Here is a 21793-nt window from a genome sequence, read left to right on the forward strand (position 1 = left end):
ATCAAAGAAATGAAAATTGCACTTTTAGGATACGGAAAAATGGGACAGGTAATCGAAAGAATTGCCACGGAAAGAGGACATGAAATTGTTTTGAAAAAAGACGAATTCAATACTTATGAAGGACTTTCGAATGCTGATGTAGCCATCGATTTCAGTGTTCCATCGGCTGCTGTCAGCAACATATCCAGTTGTTTCCACGCCAATGTTCCCGTGATTTCAGGAACTACGGGTTGGTTGGAACATTATGACGAAATGTTGGCACTTTGCAAGGAAAAAAATGGAGGATTTATTTCGAGTTCCAACTTTAGTTTGGGTGTAAATCTTTTCTTTGAGCTCAATGAATATTTGGCCAAAATGATGTCGAAATTTGACAGTTACAAGGTGGATATGGAGGAAATTCACCATACCCAAAAACTAGATGCACCAAGTGGAACCGCCATTTCATTGGCAAAAGGAGTAATTGAAAACAGCAACTACACCAATTGGACATTGGAAACTCCCCAATCAAACGAGATTCATATCGAAGCCAAAAGAATCGGGACTGTTCCCGGAACGCATACCGTAACTTACAATACGCCAATAGACAGTATCGAAATCAAACATACCGCCCACAATCGTGAAGGTTTTGCCCTTGGCGCTGTAATTGCCGCCGAATGGATTGTAGGCAAACACGGTGTTTTCACTATGAGAGACGTTTTGAATGTACAAATTTAGATATTCGAAATACGACAATAAAAATATCTAATATAATAAATCTAATATCATAAATAGTATGACAGCATTTCAATGGTTTGTGTTTTTCTTGATTGTACAAATAATTCACTTCTTGGGAACTTGGAAAATATATGAAGCTGCCGGCAAAAAACGTTGGGAAGCTGCCATTCCAGTATATAATGCCATTGTTTTACTTAAAATAATCGGTCGCCCGACTTGGTGGACACTTTTGCTTTTCATTCCTATTATCAACCTGATCATGTTTCCTGTCATTTGGGTGGAGACTTTGAGAAGTTTTGGTAAAAAATCATCATTAGACACTTTTTTAGGCATCGCCACCTTAGGTTTTTACATCTATTATGTCAATTATACGCAGCAATTAAATTATGTAGCCAACAGAAATTTGAATGCAGAAAACCAAACTGCGAGCACATTAAGTTCGTTGCTTTTTGCCATTATTGTGGCAACATTGGTTCACACTTATGTGGTACAACCTTTTACCATTCCTACTTCTTCACTGGAAAAATCATTATTGGTTGGTGACTTTTTGTTCGTGAGCAAAATGAATTATGGCGCCAGAGTTCCCATGACTGCCGTGGCTTTGCCAATGGTTCATGATTCGATTCCATTGACCAAAAGCAAATCCTATCTAAGCTGGCCTCAATTGCCTTATTTCAGGTTGCCTGCTTTCGAAAAAATAAAACATTCAGACATTGTCGTTTTCAACTGGCCAGCGGACACTGTTTATCAATTTTTTGACCGTTCCGACAGAAAAGCCGTCATCAAACCAATTGACAAAAAATCAAATTATGTAAAACGTTGTGTTGGAATTCCTGGTGACAGCCTATCCATAAAAGACGGAATTGTTTACATCAACGGTCAAGTATTGACCTTGCCTGAGAGAGCAAAACCGCAATACTCATACAAAATAGCCTTGGACGGAAAAACACCAATAGATTTTGAATATTTATTCAAAGACATGGACGTGACGGACGGAGCTGGATTCACTAGTGAAGCCAGAGACACCTTATTTGTGGGTGCCTTGACAGATGCCAGTGTTCAGAGACTAAAAAATGTTCCCGGAATTACAGCCGTGACCAGAGAAATATCAAAAGGTGTTGAAGACGGCATATTTCCACATATCAACAAATGGAATCGCGATAATTATGGTCCAATTTACATTCCGGAGGAAGGCAAAACCGTAGCCATAAACTTTATGACTTTGCCTTTATATAGTAGAATCATAACCGAATATGAAAATAACAAACTGGAAGTCAAGGGCAGCGATATTTACATCAATGGTGAAAAAACAAAAACCTATACCTTCAAACAAAACTACTATTGGATGATGGGTGACAATCGTCACAGATCTGAAGACAGCCGTTATTGGGGTTATGTTCCCGCAGACCATGTCGTGGGAAAACCAGTCTTCATTTGGATGAGCTGGGACACCAATGGCAAAGGATTTGGAAAAATCCGTTGGGAAAGATTGTTTACCACTGTTGGCGGAGACGGTCAGCCACAATCGTATTTTCAATATTTCATGATTGCATTGTTTGCCTTTTTTGTTGGAGAATATTTTTGGAAAAAGAGAAAAGCAAATAAAGCATAACTAAAACGTTTCGGATTTCAGGTTTCAAGTTCCAACCTGAAATCTGGAACTTGAAAACAAATAATACAAATGAAATCGTTATTATTTCCTACCTACTTTCCATCGATTAGTCATTTTGTTGCCATGGCACAATCTGAAAAAATCGTGTTTGAAATGGAAGATAATTTCCAAAAACAGACCAATCGCAACAGAACCTATATTTACAGTCCGAATGGTATCCAGCTATTGAACATTCCCGTAAAACATTCGTTGGAAGGTCGCCATCAAAAAACAAAAGACACCCGGGTAGAAACCGCTTTCGACTGGCAAAAACAACATTTCAAATCACTGGAAGCAGCTTATAGAACCTCTCCTTTCTTTGAATATTTTGAAGATGACATTCGTCCCATTTTCGAAAAAAAACACGTTTTTTTGATGGATTTGAATTTCGAAGCAATGGAAATTGTTGCCAAATGTTTGCGAATGAAATTCGAATACGACACCACGAGCGAATACTTCCACGAAGTGGATCCGAACACGATTTTGGATTTCAGGGCTTTGGCAGACGGTAAAAAAGACAACTCCCAATTTGAATCCTATACCCAAGTTTTCGAAGAAAAACACGGTTTTTTGAACAATCTAAGTATTCTGGATTTGTTGTTTAACGAAGGAAGATACGCTTTGGATTATTTGAAAAAGCAACCATTGATTTTAAAGTAAAGTTTATCCCGTCACTACTCCATTGACAATGTTGCCATAATTGGATAATGGTCGGAATTTTCAAATTCAGGAAAACTTTCGAATTTTTTGACTTTCATCGTGGCATCGGCAAAAATATAATCGATTCTGGCTGGATAATACCTGAATTTGTAAGTGGCTCCAAAACCTTTTCCGGCTTCCTCAAAACTGTCTTTCAGTTTTCCCTTGATGTTACGATACACGTACGAAAAAGCACTGTTATTCATGTCTCCACAAATAATGACGGGATAAGGACAGTCTTTTTTGTGTTCCTTGAATATTTCGGCTTGCTGCTGCTGCTGCATAAAGGCTTTACTTATCCTGGTAAAAAGCTTTTGTGATTTCCCACCTTGATTGATGGCATCAATATTCTCATTTATTTCATTGACATCAGGCGAAATTTTTATCGATTGCAAGTGCATATTATACACCCTGATAATGTCTTTCCCTTTTTTGATGTCGGCAAAAACAACATTGTTGCTTGAATTTGGAAACACGATATGCCCTTGATCTATAATGGGAAACTTGGAAAAAATGGCTTGTCCCGTCTTGATTTGATTGCCTTCCGTAAAAATATAACGATGCGGATACACTTTTAAATCAATATTGGCCGAATTGGAATATTCCTGGATGCACAATATGTCCGGGTTTTCATCATTGATGAAAGCAAGAACATTATCCGGCACATCATCTCGTTCCAACCATTTGAACACATTGAACAAACGCACGTTATAACTCATGACAACAAAATCTTTTTCGTCAACTGGATTCTCTTTGGCTGAAAATTTATAAAACTTGTTGATAAAAGTAATTCCCATCAAAAGCACCAAACCCGACAAAATCATGCGTTTCTTGAATTGAATTCCCCAATACAGAAAAAACAGCCCATTCAACACGAAAAACAAAGGCATGAACAAGGTAAACACCGACAAAAGAGGAAAAACCTCGGGAGCTAAAAAAGGCAAGATATAAGCAACGAAAGTTGATACAGTCAGGACTATATTCAAAAAAAACATTATTTTATTAAACCAAGAAAGGTTTTTCATATGCTTATAATTTCATTGCTGCAAACTGCGACTGAATACCTGTCTGCCGACAGGCGGGCTGCAAACTGAACACTTATTTCCCGGCTTTGAACAAGAATTCTTTTTCTTCTTTTGTCAAACAATCATAACCCGAACGACTGATTTTATCCAGTATTTCGTCTATTTGTTGTTGTGTCTTGTCCTTTGTCACAATCCTGGAAATAGTCTTCTCCGCAGGTTTTTTATAATTTTTGTGAACCTTTTTGAATGGCTTTGATGGGGATTTCTTAAACAAATTAACAAAAAAATCTATTATGCTTGAAACAATTTTACTCAAATCGGTTCCATTTTCCAATAATTTGACATAAACAAAACCAAAAAAAGCACCTGCCAAATGGGCAATATGTCCTCCAGAATTATCCAAACGGATTTGTAATAAATCAATCACGAGAATCACGACCGTAATATGCCAAAGTTTGACATTCCCAACAAACAACAACCGTACATTCATCAAAGGGCTATAAGTAGTCGCTGCAACCAAAATCGCCATAATGGCTCCGGAAGCCCCAACTAGTGGCGCAATAACATTCATTAAATAAAAGGACAAAACAAAGATTATTCCTGAAAAAATAGCCGACAGTATGTACAGTCCCAATAATTGCTTCTGGTTGAAAAAAGTCAAAAACAATTGACTGGAAAAATTCAAAATTATCAAATTGAAAAAAATATGAAACAGGTCTGAATGAAAAAAAGCATAGGTAATTATTGACCAAGGTTTCCATAGAAAATCTGCTGGATTGGAGGACAAACTCACGTATTGAATAAAATTCACGTCAATATCCACCAATCGCAATAGTCCAAAAACCACATACGAAACCACGAAACAAGCGATATTCCAGTAGATTAACTTTTGGGTTATTCCACCGAATTTATACTGCATTTTTAAGTCGTCAATTATACTGCCCATTTTAGATTTTAATTTTTAGATTCCTTCCTAACTACTGAATACTGATTACTGAAATCTGCAATCTGGATTTAATTCCAACGATTTTTGTTGAACTGGTTTTTCTTCCAAAACCACATCATCAAGAAACCCGTTACTGCTCCACCAACGTGGGCAAAATGAGCAACTCCTGTACTTCCTGCTCCAAAAATAGATTGTCCTTTGAATCCTAAAAACAAATCGATTGCCAATATTCCCGGCACAAAATATTTCGCTTTTATTGGAACTGGAATAAACATCAAGGCTAATTCGGCATTGGGTAGCATAAAAGCAAAAGCAACCAACAATCCATAAATAGCACCCGAAGCTCCAACAACAGGGATTTTTGTAAGCATCGAGGCTTGGGCAATAGCATTAAATTGTTCTTGAGTACAATGAACTCTTTCCAAAATAGTATTGATCTCTCCTGCCATCATTTTGCCATTTGAATCAAAAAGCGAACTATAATCGGCATTTAATAATTGATGAAGCTCCGAAGATGATAAATTCAAACTGGCAACTTCCGACAATAAAGAATTAATTTCATAATAATTCATTCCTGTATGAAGCAGTGCAGCTCCCAAACCACAAGAAATATAGAAAAACAAGAATTTTTCTCCACCCCAAAAATGTTCCAAAGCACTTCCAAAGGAATACAGCGCAAACATATTGAAGAAAATATGCATATAGCCTCCATGCATAAACATATGGGTTATAAGCTGCCAAACCTTGAATCTATCGTTTTCAGGGTAGAAAAGTGCAAATAAATCATACGATGCCGGCACTAATTGTGAGCCAATAAAAAAGATAATATTTATAATCAATAGTTGCTTTACAACTGGCGTGATATTCATCATAGTGCAAATTTTTTGTCTAAATCTTCCACACGCATCGTGATGAAAGTAGGTTTATGAAATGGGGAAACATTGGGGTCTTTGCAGGCAAAAAGCCCGTTGACCAAGTTTTCCTGTTCTTTTTGGGTTAAATAAGTTCCGGTTTTTACCGCCAAACTTCGTGCCATCGATTTGGCAATGGTGTCATTTTGGCTGAAACTGCTTTCCGGAATTCCGTCCTGCAAATCGCTCAAAAGTTGTTCCAAAACGATGGAAGCTTCACTCTCGGAAACATTGACCGGCAATCCCGAAATCACCACGCTGTCTTCATTGGTTTCCTCAAAAACAAAGCCTGTATTGGTCAACGAAGGTTTCAATTCGGTTATCAACTGCATTTCTCCATTGGAAAAATACAAATGCAACGGAAACAACAATTGCTGGCTTGATGCCAAATTGACCGTGATATTGGTCAAAAATTGTTCATACAAAATGCGTTGGTGTGCCCGCTGCTGATCCACGATAATCATTCCTGACTTGATGGGATTCACGATGTATTTTTTATGGATTTGATGCGTTTTATGCACCGCCTGTTCCACTTCTTCCCCATCAAACAAAGAAGAAGTAACTTCATCATTCTCGAACGTGACTTCATTATTTTCAAATGAAATCGTGTCAACTTCTTGCGTATCGTGTTTCAAACCCACGTACAAACTTTCCCAACTTGCGGCTGGCTCCGGTTTTCTATAACTGGAACTTGTATTTGCATAATGTTTGTTGGGTTTGTCTTCTTCCGAAAATGGATTAAAACTGCCATCAACCTGAATCGTGGGCGTTGCCGCTTCCAAATCTTTATAATGGTATGGTGTGTCCAGATTGGCATCGCGCTCAAAATCCAAAACGGGAGCCACGTTAAATTGTCCCAAGCTGTGTTTTATCGAAGCCCTCAAAATGGCATACAAAGCCGATTCATCGTCAAACTTGATTTCCGTTTTTGTTGGGTGAATATTGATGTCAATGGAATTGGGCGGCACTTGAAGATACAGAAAATAACTCGGCTGTGCCCCGTCTTTCAAAAGTCCATCGTAAGCGGCCATCACGGCGTGGTGCAAATAACCGCTTTTTATGAAACGATCATTGACAAAGAAAAACTGTTCTCCCCTATTTTTCTTCGCAAACTCGGGCTTGCAAACAAAACCTTGAATGTTCACGATTTCGGTTTCCTCGTTAACGGGAACTAATTTCTCGTTGGTTTTCCCCGAAAAAACATTCACGATTCGCTGCCTGAAACTCGAAGCCTGCAAATTGAACATTTCGCTTCCGTTGTGATAAAACGTAAAATATATTTGAGGATGCGCCAATGCCACTCGTTGAAACTCATCAACAATATGACGATATTCCACCACATCCGATTTCAGGAAATTGCGGCGGGCAGGAATATTAAAAAATAAATTTTTGACTGCAAATGAAGTTCCTTTTGGCAAAACCGCCATTTCTTGCGACACAAACTTGCTGCCTTCAATGACAATGTGGGTTCCCAATTCTTCCTGATCTTGCTTGGTTTTCATTTCCACGTGGGCAATTGCGGCAATCGATGCCAATGCTTCCCCGCGAAACCCTTTGGTATGCAACGAAAACAAATCTTCTGCCTGGCGAATTTTGGAAGTGGCGTGACGCTCAAAACACAAACGAGCATCGGTAACGCTCATTCCTTTTCCGTTGTCAATGACTTGAACCAGTGATTTTCCGGCATCTTTCAGAATTAATTTAATGTCATTTGCACCCGCATCAACGGCATTTTCAAGCAATTCCTTGACCACCGAAGCCGGTCGCTGAACGACTTCTCCAGCGGCAATTTGATTGGCAACATGATCAGGAAGTAATTGTATTATACTCGGCATTAGTTCAGTTTGTGGTTTTTAGTTTTTGGTTTTTGGTCTAAACCAACGGGAACAAATTTAAGGAATTTCTATTGGGATTAATAGATAAATTAATCATAAAAAACAAAAAACCTATACCGTCAAAAACAGTATAGGTTTTAGAAAAACATCTTTAATATTTTTATTCGTCCAACATTTTCAAACCTTCTATTTGCAAAGGTCCCGTGGATAATAAGGGTTGATTTTTTAAATGGTGGCTAAACGAAGCTTGGTGTCTCAAATAAGCCATTTTTATGGCGGCAACAGCGGCTTCCGTTCCTTTATTTCCGTGGATTCCTCCACTTCTATCTATGGATTGTTGCATGGTGTTATCGGTCAAAACACAAAAAATAACAGGAATATCCGTTTGAACATTCAAGTCTTTAATGCCTTGGGTAACGCCTTCGCATACAAAATCAAAATGCTTGGTTTGTCCTTGAATCACGCAACCAATCACGATTACGGCATCCACATTTTGGGTTTGCAACATTTTTTTGGCTCCATAAACGAGTTCAAAACTCCCGGGAACATTCCATCGAATGATGTGTTCCGAGGGAACTTCGTTTTCGAGAAGACCTGTTATTGCACCATTGAAAAGCCCTTCGGTTATGGTGTCATTCCACTCTGAAACAACAATCCCAAACCGAAAATTTTTCGCGTCTGGGATTGAGTTTTTATCGTATTCGGACAAATTTTTATTTATCGTAGCCATCTTTATTTAAGATTACAGATTGTAGATTTTAGATTGCAGAAAAACTGTCATCTGAATACTGCCATCTGGATTTATTGTGCCAATCCTATCAATACATCTACTGAAGCAGCTTCAGGAGAGGCCTCAAAATTCTCTTTTATATCCGTGAAATATTTAAGAGCGTCTTCATTGTTTTTTAATTCCAAAGCTGTTTTTCCTGCTTTCAACAAGAAACGTGGCGTAGTAAAATCATTTTTATTGGATTCAGCCGCTTTCACATAATATTCCAAAGCTTCTTTTGGTTGTTTGTTTTGAGAATAAGCATCTCCAATGGCACCTTTTGCCAAAGCGCTCAAAACAACGTCATCCGATTTGAATTTTCCTAAATAATCAATAGCTTCCGTGTATTTACCTGTATTCAAGTAGGCAATACCTGCATAATAGTTGGCAAGATTCCCTGCATCTGTTCCAGAATATTTATCGGCAATATCAACAAAACCGAATTTTCCTTCAGCTCCTTTCAAAGACAATTTATATAGAGAATCACTGGCAACACCGTCTGTCGCTTGCTGAAAATATTGTTGTGCTTGAAACATTTCGGTTGCAGCCTCGTCTTCTTTTGGAGCGGCAACAAATTTTTCATAGGCTAAATATCCAACCAAAACCAATGCGATTGCACCAACTACTCCAATAATTACATTTTGATTTTTAGCTACAAAATCTTCAGTTTTTGAAGCCGTTTCGTCCAATGTTGAAAAAACACCTGCAGTGGTACTGTCTTTTTCAATAACTTGTATGTCTTCCGTAACTTCAGTAACTTCTTTTTCTTTTGCTGGTTTATATCCTCTTTTATTATAAGTAGCCATTTAAATTTTAATTTAGTGAGTGGCAAAAATATAATATTTATTCAAATCTAAAACCTCTTTTATCGATATTTTTCAATAATTTGCACCCACCTAAAAAAAACGCTTCAAAAGCAACAAGTTTCTCAATACCAGCTAGCCTTACAAATGTATTTAAAAAAGATTTCCTTATTCAATTACAAGAATTTTTCAGAAGCAGATTTCGAATTTGTGGGCAAAATAAATTGTTTTGTGGGCAAAAACGGAATTGGAAAGACCAATGTGCTGGATGCCATCTATCATTTGTCTTACGGAAAAAGTTATTTCAACCCGTTGGCTGTCCAAAACATCAAGCACGGGGAAGAATTTTTTGTCATCGACGGCGAGTTTGAAATCAACGAAAGAAACGAGCAAATTGTATGCAGCCTAAAAAAAGGACAAAAAAAAATATTGAAACGCAACGGAAAAGTCTATGACAAATTTTCGGAACACGTTGGCTTCATTCCATTGGTAATCATCTCGCCTGCCGACAGGGATTTGATCGTGGAAGGCAGCGAAACCCGTCGAAAATTTATGGACAGCGTGATTTCGCAATTGGATTCCCAATACCTGAAACAACTCATTCAATACCAAAAAGTGATGAGCCAGCGCAATGCCTTGTTGAAATATTTTGCGTTGAATTATGTTTTCGACAATGACACCCTTTCTATTTACAACGAGCAACTCGCCACTTTCGGGAAATACATTTTCGAAAAACGGAAAGAATTCATCGAGCAGTTTATCCCTATTTTCAACACGCATCATCAAGCCATAACCGGCTCGCAAGAAACCGTGCAATTGGTTTACGAAAGCCATTTATTCGAGAATGACTTGTTGACACTTTTGGAAGAAAACATCAATAAAGACAGGGCTCTGCACTACACTAGCGTGGGAATCCACAAGGATGATTTATCGTTTGAAATCGACAATTATCCGATAAAAAAATTCGGCTCGCAAGGCCAACAAAAATCATTTCTGATCGCCTTGAAACTGGCGCAATTCGAGTTCATAAAAAACCAATGCGGCCTAAAACCCATTTTATTGTTTGACGACATCTTTGACAAATTGGATGAAAGTCGGGTATCCAAAATAATGGAAATGGTCAACAGCGATTCTTTTGGACAGCTTTTCATTTCGGACACGCATCCAGAACGCACCGAAAACATCGTGAAATCGACACACCAGACTTATAAAATATTCAACTTGTAAAAAGAAATTGCCTATTTTAGCCACACATAAAATAAATCAATTCCACAATGAAATTTCGACATCTTTTCTTGCTCCTGCTCCCTTTTACAGCTATTTTCTGTAACGGACAAACTGCGAAAAAAATCGAAAACATTGAAGCGACAGTTTTCGCGGAAAAGATAAAAACCACTCCAAATGCCCAAATTCTGGACGTGAGAACTCCAGAAGAATTTGCATCGGAACATATCGACAATGCAGTAAACATCAATTGGCTCGCCAATGATTTTGTGGCAAATACAGGAAAATTAGACCCATCAAAACCCGTATTTGTGTATTGCAAAAGCGGTGGAAGAAGTGCCAAAGCTGCTGCAAAATTAGACGAGCTGGGATTCAAAAAAATATACCAACTGGAAGGCGGAATCTTGAAATGGAATTCGGCCGGCTTGTCAAAACCGGATGACAAAATCATCGGTATGTGCAACCAGGAATATGCCGAGTTATTGAACACGGATAAAAAAGTGCTGATCGATTTTTATGCCGAATGGTGCGCACCCTGCAAAATAATGACACCTTATCTTTTGCAAATGCAAAAAGATTGTGCAGACAAAGTAGTCATCATTCGACTGAATGCCGACGAAAACAAAACATTGATGAAAGAAATGAAAATCGACGAATTGCCGACCCTCTTATTATACGAAAACAAGGAAATCAAATGGAAACATTCCGGTTTCATCAGTGAAGAAGATTTAAAAAAACAATTGTAATCCTCAAAAAATATGCTTTCAAAAGACAGTTTACAATTCCTGGACGATTTAAAAGCCAACAACAATCGGGATTGGTTTTTGGACAATAAAAAACGATACGAAGTTTTCAAAAAAGACTACCAGCAATTGGTGGCAGACATCCTGGATGCGATGAAGCCGCTCGATCCTTCTTTGGAAATGCTGGAAGTAAAAAATTGCACTTTCAGGATCAATCGCGACATTCGTTTTTCGAAAGACAAATCACCTTACAAAGACCATATCGGCATCTGGATTTCGAGTGGTTCCAAAGGAATGAATCGTTCGGGCTATTATGTCCACATCGCCAGAAGTGGCAGTTTTATAGCCGGTGGATTCTATTGTCCCGAAGCCGAGGATTTGAAAAAAGTGCGAAAAGAAATTGCTTATTTTCACGAAGATTTGGAAGAGATTCTTGCCCATAAAAATTTCAAAAAGGAATTTGGTGATTTTGACCGGAATGAAAAAAACCTGCTGAAAAACCCGCCAAGAGGCTACGAAAAAGACCATCCTGCAATAGAATTCCTGAAATTAAAAAGCTTTGAAACCTCGCAGAAATTTGATTTTGAAGAAATTTTAAAAGAAGATTTCGTGTCCAAAACGACCCAAAAATTAATCCTGTTGAAACCCTTGAACGATTTCATCAATCGGGCACTGACTTCTGAAGACTAATTCATGAAAATGGAAAAACGCAAGATACTTTTTCTAGGAGAAACCTACAGGGCCGACGCCATCACTTGGATGAACGGTTTGAAAGAGTTTGGCGATTTTGAAATCATCACTTGGGAACTCAAAACACCCAGCACTACTTTTTGGAATAGGCTAGTCCGAATTTTCGAATTCAGCACCGCTTATTTTTCGATTAAAAAAATAATCAAAAAGCACCAACCCGACATGGTTATTGCCGAAAGAACCACCAGTTATGGTTTTCTTGCCGCATTATCGGGAGTAAAACCAGCAGTAATTGCGCAACAAGGCAGAACCGATTTATGGCCCGAAAAATCTATTTTGCTGCCACTAAAATCAATGATTCAATGTTATGCTTTTAAAAAAGCAACTTTAATTCACGCTTGGGGACCGGTGATGACCATTTCTATGCGAGAAGCCAATGTCGACATGCATAAAGTGTTGGTCTTGCCAAAAGGAATCGATTTGGAGCAATTTAAAAACAAAGAAAACATTCCATCACAAAAAATAACCGCCATCGTGACCCGATCCTTAATGCCGGAATACCGACACGATGTAATCCTGCAAGCCTTTTGGATTTTAAGCCTAAAAGGGATTGATTTCGAATTAACCATTGTTGGAGACGGAAAACTGTTGCCCATGTTACGAGAAATGGCAAAGAAAATGAACCTTGAAAACAAGGTCGTTTTTACGGGGCGAATTCCAAACACAGAATTACCCGAACTATTGCAGCAATCCAATTTTTACATCAGCATGCCCATAACCGAAGGCGTTTCGGCTTCCTTGTTTGAAGCCATGGCTTCCAATTGTTATCCAGTGGTTACTGATATTCCGGGAAATCAAAGTTGGATCAAACACCGCGAAAACGGCCAACTGATAACGATTGGTGATACCGAAATGCTTGCCAATGAACTGCTTTGGGCATTAGAAAACCAAGAATATCGAAATGCGGCTGTCATAAAAAACAGAAAATTTGTGGAAGAAATTGCAGATTACAACACCAATATGGAAATTATTGCCAACAAGTATCACGAATTAATCAACACGTCAAAAAGCTACTAATTTATGTGTGGAATTAATGGAATCCTGCATCTGCAATCGCAAAAAAAAGTGGACGAACGCCTCTTGACCAAAATGCGTGACACACTCGAGCATCGCGGGCCTGACGACAAAGGATTATTCATTGAAAACAACATTGGTTTAGGACATCGAAGGCTTTCCATTTTGGATGTTTCCGAGGCTGGACACCAACCTTTTCTTTCGGATAATGGTCGTTATGTCATGGTCTATAATGGCGAAATTTACAATTTCAAGGACTTTTATCCCGAACTGCGAAGCAACGGATTTGACATTCGCACCAGTTCCGACACGGAAGTTTTGTTGAAATTATTCGAATTGCACGGCACGAAAATGCTTCACCGCCTCAACGGGATGTTTGCCTTTGTAATCTGGGACAAGAAAGAACGAAAACTGACGGCCGTTCGCGACAGAATGGGCGTCAAACCATTGTATTACTCTTTTTACGGTGAAACTTTCTATTTCGCTTCTGAACAAAAAGCCCTGTTTGCGGCTGGAGTTTCCTTAAAAATGGCGCAAGACGGAATGGAAGAATATATTTTCAACCGTTTTGTGGCCGGCGAAAACACCTTGTATGAAAACGTAAAAAAAGTGTTGCCGGGACATATTTTGACCCTTCACGAAAGCGGAAAAACAACTTCTGAAAAATGGTGGGATTTGAAAACAGAAATTCAAAACCAGCCCAAAATCACGAATCCGGTGGAATGGTTTCGGGAAACTTTTGACGATTCCGTAAAATTGCGAATGGTGAGCGATGTTCCCGTTGGCGTTTTGTTGAGCGGTGGACTCGATTCCTCCTCGATTTTGGCTTCGTTGAACCAGCAAAATTTCAAGGATATCCAAACATTTAACATTGGATTCAAGGAAAAGGAACACAACGAATCACACTTGGCCAAAATGATGTCCGATAAATTTAACTATGGTTTCAACACCATGCAATTGGAAGACAACGCTCTTTTTGACAAGCTGATCGATTCCACTTATTTTCAGGATGAACCCATTATGCACTTGAGCGAACCGCATATTTTGGCACTTTCGCAAATGGCAAAACCATCGGTAAAAGTGTTGCTTTCCGGCGAAGGTGCCGACGAATTGATGGGCGGCTACGTGAGATACAAAGCCTTGAAATATCCGTCATTACTCAGCACGATTGCCACAATTGGCCACATGGATTATTTCACGACAAGTCCGCGTTATGAAAAACTGGCCCGTTATTCCCAAATAAAAAATCAGGACGATTTGGTCATCTATAATGGCTGCAATATCTATCCGAATGACATTGCCAAAAATTATGGAATTATCAATCCACCAAAAAACGAATACAGAAACCAAATACTGGAAGAGGCAAAATCCTTGTATCCCAATAATTTGAGAAGACAAGCCCTTTATTTTGACCAACACTCTTATTTATGTTCGCTTCTGGACAGAAACGACCGTTGCACGATGGGTGCTTCCATCGAATGCCGGGAGCCTTTCCTGGATCAAAGACTTATTATAGGATTGGGTTCCTTGAACGACAAGTGGTTATTTACGGGCAAAAAATGGAAATTCATACTAAAATCGGCCATGGCATCGCGTTTACCGGACGAAATCCTGAATTTCAAAAAAGTGGGATTGAGCGTTCCTTGGGGCGATTATTTGGTAAAAAGTCCCGGATTCATTGCCGAACTGGAATCCTTTTCGAAAAGTGATTTGTTCCAAATGCCGTATTTCGAAAATATCGATGCCAAAAAACTCGTCCAAAATTTACGAAAAGGCGACACCAAAATGATTCCTTACATCATGCCGATATTTATGATGCATATTTGGCTAAAAACCTATGCAAATAAATTTTAATATTTGTCCGCAATAAACAACTGATTTTTTTTTTAGCCACAAATTACACAAATTTTCACAAATTATTATAAAATACAGTACTGAAATTAGTGTGAATTCGTGTAATTTGTGGCAAACTTTTTTTGTTTAGCTGGAATAAAACTTACGCAAATAAATTTTAATACTTACTTTTGGCCAAGATTCAAAACGCACTCCCTTTATGGAAATACAAACTAATTTTTCTCTAAAAAACTACAATACTTTTGGCATCGAAGCCAGCGCCAAACAATTTGTCGCTGTTCACAATGTGGCTGAATTAAGAAGCATTTTGGAACAAAATAAATCCGAAAAAAAATTTATTCTGGGTGGCGGAAGCAACATGCTTTTGACCAAAGACATTGATGCCTTGGTTGTACACATCGATTTGAAAGGAAAAAAAATCATCAAGGAAGACGACGATTTTGTCTGGGTCGAAAGTCAAGCTGGCGAAAACTGGCATGAATTCGTGCTTTGGACCATTGACCAAAATTTGGGTGGATTGGAAAACATGTCGCTGATTCCAGGAAATGTGGGCACGACTCCTGTGCAAAATATTGGTGCTTACGGCACCGAAATCAAGGACACTTTTGTTTCTTGCGAAACTATGGCAATAGAAAATCAGGAAATAAAAACTTTTAACAATTCAGCATGTCGTTTTGGATACCGGGAAAGTGTTTTCAAAAACGAGGCAAAAGACCAATACGTAATTACTTCGGTAGTTTTCAAATTGACCAAACGCAACCATAAAATCAACATTTCGTATGGCGACATTAGTGGAGAATTGGCAAAAAACAACATCACGAATCCCGGCTTGAAAGACGTGAGCAATGCCGTAATTGCCATTCGTCAAAGCAAATTGCCAGACCCAAAAGAATTGGGAAACAGCGGCAGCTTCTTTAAAAACCCGATTGTTTTAAAATCCGATTTCGAGAAAATACACCAACAATTCCCGGAGATGAAATACTATGACGTTTCCGAAACTGAAGTAAAGGTTCCCGCAGGTTGGCTCATCGAACAAGCCGGATTCAAGGGAAAACGTTTTGGCGACGCAGGAATTCACAAGAACCAGGCCTTGGTATTGGTGAATTACGGCAACGCAACCGGACAGGAAATCCTGGATGTTTCCAAAACTATTCAAAACACAATTTTCAAGACTTTTGGCATTCATATAGAAGCAGAAGTGAACGTAATTTAAGGTTGGAATTTTAGATTTTTGAATAGTTCTACTGGAAATGTTTTGAACATTTTTTTTTAACCATTAAGAAAATTAAGAAGGTTAAGAACACTGCAAATCTTAATTTTCTTAATGGTTTAAATGTTTTGTCTTTCACACAAATACCAGCAGAACCTTTTGAAAAACAAACTAAAAACTAATTGCCGTTTATCGATGGTTAATTGACAATTGATAATTACCTTTGCACAGATTTTAAAAGAAGCCAAGCCTATATGTTAATCTTTACTTTATACTTTTTTATTGTTGTAGTTGCCATTCAACTTGCGTATTATCTGATTGTCTTTGGGAAATTTGCTTTCGCCAAAGCACATAAATCAAATCCAAAAAAAATATCGATTTCCGTTATTGTTTGCGCCAAAAATGAAGACGAAAATGTGGCCAAATATATTCCGTTGCTTGCCGAACAAGATTATCCCGATTTTGAAATCATCCTCATAGACGATGCTTCGAGCGACAACACTTTGGATATTTTCGAAGAATTCGAAAAACAATATTCCAATGTAAAATTGGTAAAAGTAAAAAACAACGAGGCATTTTGGGGAAACAAAAAATATGCCTTGACTCTCGGGATTAAAGCTTCCAAAAAAGACTATTTGCTTTTCACGGATGCCGATTGCTATCCCACTTCAAAAGACTGGATTACGACAATGAGTTCCCAATTCACGATGCACAAAACCATCGTTTTGGGTTATGGTGCCTATGAAAAAGTGGCCAAATCCTTCTTGAATAAAATCATCCGTTTTGAAACCTTGCTTACGGCAGTCCAATATTTTTCCTGGGCAAAAATCGGCCAACCTTACATGGGAATCGGCCGCAATTTGGCCTACAAAAAAGAGGAATTTTTCAATGTAAACGGTTTCATCAGCCACATCCAGGTTCGTTCCGGCGACGACGATTTATTCATCAATCAAGTGGCAAAAAGCAAGAACACGGCACTTTGTTATTTGCCTGAAAGTTTCACTTATTCGCAACCGAAAACAAAATACAAGGATTGGTTTACCCAAAAAAGAAGACACGTTTCAACGGCCAATTTTTACAAACCATTCGACAAAATCAAACTGTCTGTTTTTTATGCTTCGCAGTTGTTGTTCCTGCTTTTGGCCACTATTTTATTGGCTTTCCAATACCAATGGATCATTGTTTTGAGTTTGGTGGGTTTCCGATATTCGTTCACTTGGATCACCCTGGGGTACTCGGCCGGAAAACTTAAAGAAAAAGATGTGATGTATTGGTTTCCCATTATTGAAATTGTGCTTATCTTCACACAATTAAATGTGTTCATCACGAATATTTTTTCAAAGCCGGTATATTGGAAATAAATCAACAAATAGAAAAAGCGAAAAAAGGCGATCAAACGGCCTTCACTTTTCTATTGGATTTTTATTGGAATGAAGTCTATGGTTTTATGCTCAAACGCACTGAAAACGAAACCAATGCAGAAGACATCACCATCGAAACTTTCTCGAAAGCCTTTGACAAAATCGCCAGTTACAACCCAGAATTCCAGTTCAACACTTGGCTGATTGCCATTGCCAAAAACGTCCACATCGACTTGATGCGAAAAAAGAAGGCAGGTCTTTTCATCGAAATTACCGACGACGAAAACCAGCAAGCCTACAACATTGCCGACACCACTCCATCGGCGGAAGACGAATTGATTACCGAGCAAAACCTTTCGCAGTTGCTGCAATTCATCAAACAACTCAAACCGCATTATCAGGAAGTCATCCAGCTGCGTTATTTCCAGGAAATGAGCTATCAGGAAATTGCCAACAAAATTGACGAACCCCTAAGCAACGTCAAAATAAAACTGCTTCGTGCCAAAAAACTTTTGGCAGAAATCATCCAGGATAATCGATAATTTATTTGGGCTTGCAAAACAGCCGTACCCATTATTTGTTATAGAAAAAAAACTTACTACCCTTTTACTTTTAAACTCCGTAAGTACGAAAAGTATTAAACAAATAAAAAACCCATTTGATTATTAGTAAATAATTATTTATATATTTGAAACTAAATAGTATGTGACGTTTGTCACACATACCTACCCAAAAAAGGTTGGCTTTGTGTGATTTTGTCACACATATATACAAGTTAGCAGTAATTGTAAACTAACATTGCGTAAAAATGAAAAATAAAATCACGTTTTCAATTATAATGTTTGCTTTAATTTTTATTGTTGTTTTTCTTTTAAAAAAAGAGGATGACAATTTCGGTGAAGTAATAGAAAAACAAGAACTTACTAGAGTTGAAAAAATAAATCAACAAAAAAAAACAACTAAAGGAAAAATTGACATAACAAACAACATACATTTAATCTGGTCAATAAAAAATTTTATTGAAAAAGAACACAAAATTGAATATTGTGAAAGTATTGATGCAAGATATATCTGTAAAATTGATGACAAAGATTATTATGGTTCAGATTTTAGAATGGATTTTCCAAAAAACGAACTTGAAAAATTATCAATTCATATTAATAATAAATCTATTAAACTAGATGCGTCACAAATCTATAATCCAAATCATAGTGGTGAATTGAGTAAAGATCAATTCAAACTTGAAAAATATAAAGATTTTTATATACTTTATGCTTTCTTTTCAGATGGAGCTGGAACTTACACTACGTATTGGAAAATAACAGATTATAATTCTAAAAGAAGTGAGTTATCAAATGATGAAAAAGATTTTGAGTGGCAAAGCAATAATTAAAAAACAACTACTGCTAACAACGGTTTGGCACAATAGCTAAATTTAGAATAAATAACAACGTTCGATTTTCCGCTGGAAAATCTTATCTTAGCAAGAAAATAATCGTTTCACGCAGTCGCTACTGCGCCAAGCCGCGGAGCGTTGGCGGTAATGCAACCTAAAAAAAACCGAAATGAAAATTAAGACCATATTTATCTTTTTGATATTTATAAGTTGTCATCCTTTGTTTTGTTCTTGGCAAAATGGTTATGAAGAAATAAATTACGAACCATCTAAAAGAGAAATAATTGGGAAATATGAATTAAGCGAAAAATCAAAATCATATTTAAACGAAGACTATTATACTTGGCCTCTAAAACTTGAAATATCGGAAAACAAACAATTCAAGTTTCTTTTTGAGGATAATCCTGAAAGTTTAGCTGACAAAATATTTGCAGAAAAAGGAAATGACTCTAAAAGGAATAAAACAGGAAAATGGTTCTACTCGTTTATGGATAAAGAGAAAATCTGCTATTTTGAGTTAGAGGGAATTTGTGTTCAACCTCTATGCAAAAAAGACGGAAAAACTTCGATAATGATTACAATTGGAGATGGTGATGAATGTAATGGAATTGTTTATGAAAAAGTGGAATAAATAAATGCACTACCGCCAACAGCCACTACAACGGATTTGGGTATTTGGCTTAATGGAAAGTTGGTTTTGTATTTGGGATTATTTGCTTCGCCTATTCGCTACCGCTCGGGTGGCAAATCCGAAGAATGGGCTTAATTTAGTCCCAAACTGCTTGTAGCGCGAGAACGTCAGGCTGTGAAAAAACTACTTCAAATTCAGAAAGTATTCGGAGGGCTCTACCAAAGAAAAAACTCAAATATGGGATTCTCAAGAGGTTGATTTTAGTTTTTTCACAGACTGACGTTAGCAGTATCTTTTGCGCAAAAAACAAAAAAATTTGAATTTAATACCAATTATTGGTATCTTTGATAAAAAAAATTATGGCACGAAATACATCAATATTATTAGGAGACTATTTTGAAAATTTTATTAATGAACAAATTGCTACAGGAAAATATAGTTCAGTGAGTGAAGTTGTTAGAACTGCTTTAAGAGTTTTCGAACAAGAAGAAAATAAAACAAAATCTTTAATCAATGAACTAAAAATTGGTGAAAAGAGTAGCAAAATCAGAAATTTTGACCGCAATAAAAATCTTGAAATGCTAAAAGCTAATTTTCAAAAATAATGTCAGAGTATATAATTAGTGAAAAGGCATTAGAAGACATCAATAACATTTGGATTTATACAGCAGAAAATTGGTCTGTTGAACAAGCAAATAGATATTATAACTTAATTATTGACGAAATTGAATATATCGTAGATAATTTTGATATGGCTATTGATTTTGGAAAAATTAGAAAATCATATAAATATTCAAAAGTAAAATCACATTTAATTTTCTTTAAAAAAGACAAAACTAATGAAATTGAAGTCATAAGAGTTTTACACGAAAGAATGGATATTGAAAACCGATTAGCTGACTAAATAAAAAAAGCTACTGCTAACAGGTACAACAACGGATTTACTTCGTCCGTTCGGCTTGCAGCCTCGGGTGGGCATTTGGCTTAATGGAAAGTTGGTTTTGTATTTGGAATGATTTGGAAAATAAACAGTAAAAAAATATCTTTGCAATCGCTTTGACAGTGCGGGATGTAGCGCAGCCAGGTAGCGTACTAGCATGGGGTGCTAGGGGTCGCTGGTTCGAATCCAGTCATCCCGACAGCAACAAAAAGCCTGACTGTAAACAAGTCAGGCTTTTGTTTTTTTACAAATGAGCAAACCAACTTTAATCCTAAAAGTTGTCGTTTTTTTCGCAAAGCCCCGAAAACAGTGACTCCTATTCTTCTTGTTAAAATAATTTAAAAATAATCGATATTTTATATATTAAATTAAACATCTTTTACGTTATGTGTTAAAAGACACTGCTTATGACTTGATAAATACCTAACAATAAAAACCACAAATTATGTCTAGATTAAGTATTTACGAAACCCGTTGGATTGACCTTATTTTCGAAAACAGAAACCAGGAATACGGCGCCTATCAATTGCGACGTGAAAGTGTCAAAAGTTCCTTGACCGCCCTGTTTATTGGATTCTTGTTTGTGGCGTCCATTGGGACAATTACGACAATTGCCAGCCATTTCAATCGAAATGTTGAACCCGTCATTACAATTCCAGAAGATTCAGACCCTATTGTCATTACCAAAGTCAATCTTGACAAAATAGTGGAACCAATGCTTCCCGAGATACAAAGCCAAGCGACTGAAGCCACAATAGTGAAAGACCAACTCATAAATCCGGTTATCGTGCATCCAGCGGACGCTAATCCAGACATAGCCACAAACGTGGAAAACAAAAATGTCTCTGACGTGATTTCGGATGGAACAGGAACAATTGGCACGAACCCGACTTCAGGAAATGGAGCAGGAACCGGAACCGAAACCACCAAAGCAGTTGATTACGGAACCACTGTCGTGAACACCGCCATCTTGGACAAAATGCCTGAATTTCCAGGCGGAATGGATAAATTCTACAAATATGTAGGCAACAATTTTGAAAAACCTGAAATTGACGACATCAACACCCTTAGGGTTTATGTGTCATTTGTCATCGAAAAAGACGGTAGCATGACCGACATCAAGGTTAGCAGAGATCCTGGTTACGGTTTGGGCAGAGAAGCAGTTCGAGTTTTGAAATCCTTGAAAACCAAATGGTCTCCGGGAATAATTGATTCGAAACCCGTTCGAACCGCCTACAATTTGCCGATTGTATTGGAAATGAAATAAATAAACATAATTATCAAGCAGTCCTCAAATTAAAAAGCAGAACCGAAAAG

The 21793-nt window shown here is 37.5% G+C and carries 22 protein-coding genes and 1 tRNA gene; 17 read left to right on the plus strand and 6 right to left on the minus strand.

Annotated features, from left to right (window positions below; translation table 11 throughout):
- Window positions 1–9: 9 nt before the first annotated feature.
- The 3 genes from dapB (at window position 10) to BUC16_RS16360 (ending at window position 3025) form a co-directional block, all read left to right on the plus strand.
- Complete coding sequence (gene dapB / locus BUC16_RS16350) at window positions 10–714, plus strand: 4-hydroxy-tetrahydrodipicolinate reductase (RefSeq protein WP_073371893.1); 705 nt, start codon at window positions 10–12, stop codon at window positions 712–714.
- Window positions 715–772: 58 nt separating this feature from the next.
- The gene (gene lepB / locus BUC16_RS16355) at window positions 773–2326 is read left to right on the plus strand and encodes a signal peptidase I (protein WP_073371894.1); all 1554 of its coding nucleotides are present in this window, start codon (window positions 773–775) and stop codon (window positions 2324–2326) included.
- Window positions 2327–2395: 69 nt separating this feature from the next.
- On the plus strand, window positions 2396–3025 hold the full coding sequence (locus BUC16_RS16360) for a WbqC family protein (protein ID WP_073371895.1): 630 nt from the start codon (window positions 2396–2398) through the stop codon (window positions 3023–3025).
- Between the two features lie 14 nt (window positions 3026–3039).
- On the opposite strand, the gene BUC16_RS16365 is transcribed toward BUC16_RS16360, so the two are convergent.
- From BUC16_RS16365 to BUC16_RS16390, 6 genes are all read right to left on the minus strand, one after another.
- Entirely contained in the window at window positions 3040–4089 is a 1050-nt protein-coding gene (locus BUC16_RS16365; RefSeq protein ID WP_073371896.1) for an endonuclease/exonuclease/phosphatase family protein, read from the minus strand.
- A gap of 73 nt (window positions 4090–4162) precedes the next feature.
- Complete coding sequence (locus tag BUC16_RS16370) at window positions 4163–5008, minus strand: rhomboid family intramembrane serine protease (RefSeq protein WP_084546318.1); 846 nt, start codon at window positions 5006–5008, stop codon at window positions 4163–4165.
- A 95-nt stretch (window positions 5009–5103) separates the two neighbouring features.
- Window positions 5104–5907, minus strand: a complete 804-nt coding sequence (locus BUC16_RS16375; RefSeq protein ID WP_084546316.1) for a rhomboid family intramembrane serine protease — start codon at window positions 5905–5907, stop codon at window positions 5104–5106.
- The gene (mutL, locus tag BUC16_RS16380; protein WP_073371898.1) at window positions 5904–7781 is read right to left on the minus strand and encodes a DNA mismatch repair endonuclease MutL; all 1878 of its coding nucleotides are present in this window, start codon (window positions 7779–7781) and stop codon (window positions 5904–5906) included. The genes BUC16_RS16375 and mutL overlap by 4 nt, the downstream gene beginning before the upstream one ends.
- A 160-nt stretch (window positions 7782–7941) precedes the next feature.
- The gene (gene ribH / locus BUC16_RS16385; protein WP_073371899.1) at window positions 7942–8511 is read right to left on the minus strand and encodes a 6,7-dimethyl-8-ribityllumazine synthase; all 570 of its coding nucleotides are present in this window, start codon (window positions 8509–8511) and stop codon (window positions 7942–7944) included.
- 71 nt (window positions 8512–8582) lie between these two features.
- A complete protein-coding gene (locus tag BUC16_RS16390; RefSeq protein ID WP_073371900.1) occupies window positions 8583–9356 on the minus strand; it encodes a tetratricopeptide repeat protein in 774 nt (257 codons plus the stop codon).
- Between the two features lie 144 nt (window positions 9357–9500).
- Between BUC16_RS16390 and recF the strand changes: the two genes are divergently transcribed.
- The 14 genes from recF (at window position 9501) to BUC16_RS16460 (ending at window position 21743) form a co-directional block, all read left to right on the plus strand.
- Entirely contained in the window at window positions 9501–10580 is a 1080-nt protein-coding gene (gene recF / locus BUC16_RS16395) for a DNA replication/repair protein RecF (RefSeq protein WP_073371901.1), read from the plus strand.
- 47 nt (window positions 10581–10627) lie between these two features.
- A complete protein-coding gene (locus tag BUC16_RS16400) occupies window positions 10628–11323 on the plus strand; it encodes a thioredoxin domain-containing protein (protein ID WP_073371902.1) in 696 nt (231 codons plus the stop codon).
- 12 nt (window positions 11324–11335) lie between these two features.
- On the plus strand, window positions 11336–12010 hold the full coding sequence (locus tag BUC16_RS16405) for a DUF2461 domain-containing protein (protein WP_073371903.1): 675 nt from the start codon (window positions 11336–11338) through the stop codon (window positions 12008–12010).
- A gap of 9 nt (window positions 12011–12019) precedes the next feature.
- Window positions 12020–13087, plus strand: coding sequence for a glycosyltransferase (locus BUC16_RS16410; RefSeq protein WP_073371932.1), 1068 nt, complete (start codon window positions 12020–12022; stop codon window positions 13085–13087).
- 3 nt (window positions 13088–13090) lie between these two features.
- On the plus strand, window positions 13091–14938 hold the full coding sequence (asnB, locus tag BUC16_RS16415) for an asparagine synthase (glutamine-hydrolyzing) (RefSeq protein ID WP_073371904.1): 1848 nt from the start codon (window positions 13091–13093) through the stop codon (window positions 14936–14938).
- 199 nt (window positions 14939–15137) lie between these two features.
- Complete coding sequence (gene murB / locus BUC16_RS16420) at window positions 15138–16151, plus strand: UDP-N-acetylmuramate dehydrogenase (RefSeq protein ID WP_073371905.1); 1014 nt, start codon at window positions 15138–15140, stop codon at window positions 16149–16151.
- 251 nt (window positions 16152–16402) lie between these two features.
- Window positions 16403–17509 (plus strand): glycosyltransferase, encoded by a 1107-nt coding sequence (locus tag BUC16_RS16425; protein ID WP_073371906.1) that lies wholly within the window; start codon window positions 16403–16405, stop codon window positions 17507–17509.
- On the plus strand, window positions 17500–18051 hold the full coding sequence (locus tag BUC16_RS16430; protein ID WP_073371907.1) for an RNA polymerase sigma factor: 552 nt from the start codon (window positions 17500–17502) through the stop codon (window positions 18049–18051). Before BUC16_RS16425 ends, BUC16_RS16430 begins: the two co-directional genes overlap by 10 nt.
- Window positions 18052–18317: 266 nt before the next feature.
- Complete coding sequence (locus tag BUC16_RS16435; protein ID WP_073371908.1) at window positions 18318–18902, plus strand: hypothetical protein; 585 nt, start codon at window positions 18318–18320, stop codon at window positions 18900–18902.
- Window positions 18903–19074: 172 nt separating this feature from the next.
- Window positions 19075–19536, plus strand: a complete 462-nt coding sequence (locus BUC16_RS16440; protein WP_141226191.1) for a hypothetical protein — start codon at window positions 19075–19077, stop codon at window positions 19534–19536.
- A 359-nt stretch (window positions 19537–19895) separates the two neighbouring features.
- Window positions 19896–20141 (plus strand): type II toxin-antitoxin system ParD family antitoxin, encoded by a 246-nt coding sequence (locus tag BUC16_RS16445; RefSeq protein WP_073371933.1) that lies wholly within the window; start codon window positions 19896–19898, stop codon window positions 20139–20141.
- A complete protein-coding gene (locus tag BUC16_RS16450; protein WP_073371910.1) occupies window positions 20141–20440 on the plus strand; it encodes a type II toxin-antitoxin system RelE/ParE family toxin in 300 nt (99 codons plus the stop codon). Before BUC16_RS16445 ends, BUC16_RS16450 begins: the two co-directional genes overlap by 1 nt.
- A 161-nt stretch (window positions 20441–20601) precedes the next feature.
- Window positions 20602–20675, plus strand: a tRNA-Pro gene (locus BUC16_RS16455).
- A gap of 246 nt (window positions 20676–20921) precedes the next feature.
- On the plus strand, window positions 20922–21743 hold the full coding sequence (locus BUC16_RS16460) for an energy transducer TonB (protein ID WP_073371911.1): 822 nt from the start codon (window positions 20922–20924) through the stop codon (window positions 21741–21743).
- Window positions 21744–21793 lie beyond the last annotated feature (50 nt).

Origin of the sequence: Flavobacterium fluvii, from assembly GCF_900129545.1 — a bacterium.
GTDB classification, from domain to species: Bacteria; Bacteroidota; Bacteroidia; order Flavobacteriales; family Flavobacteriaceae; genus Flavobacterium; species Flavobacterium fluvii.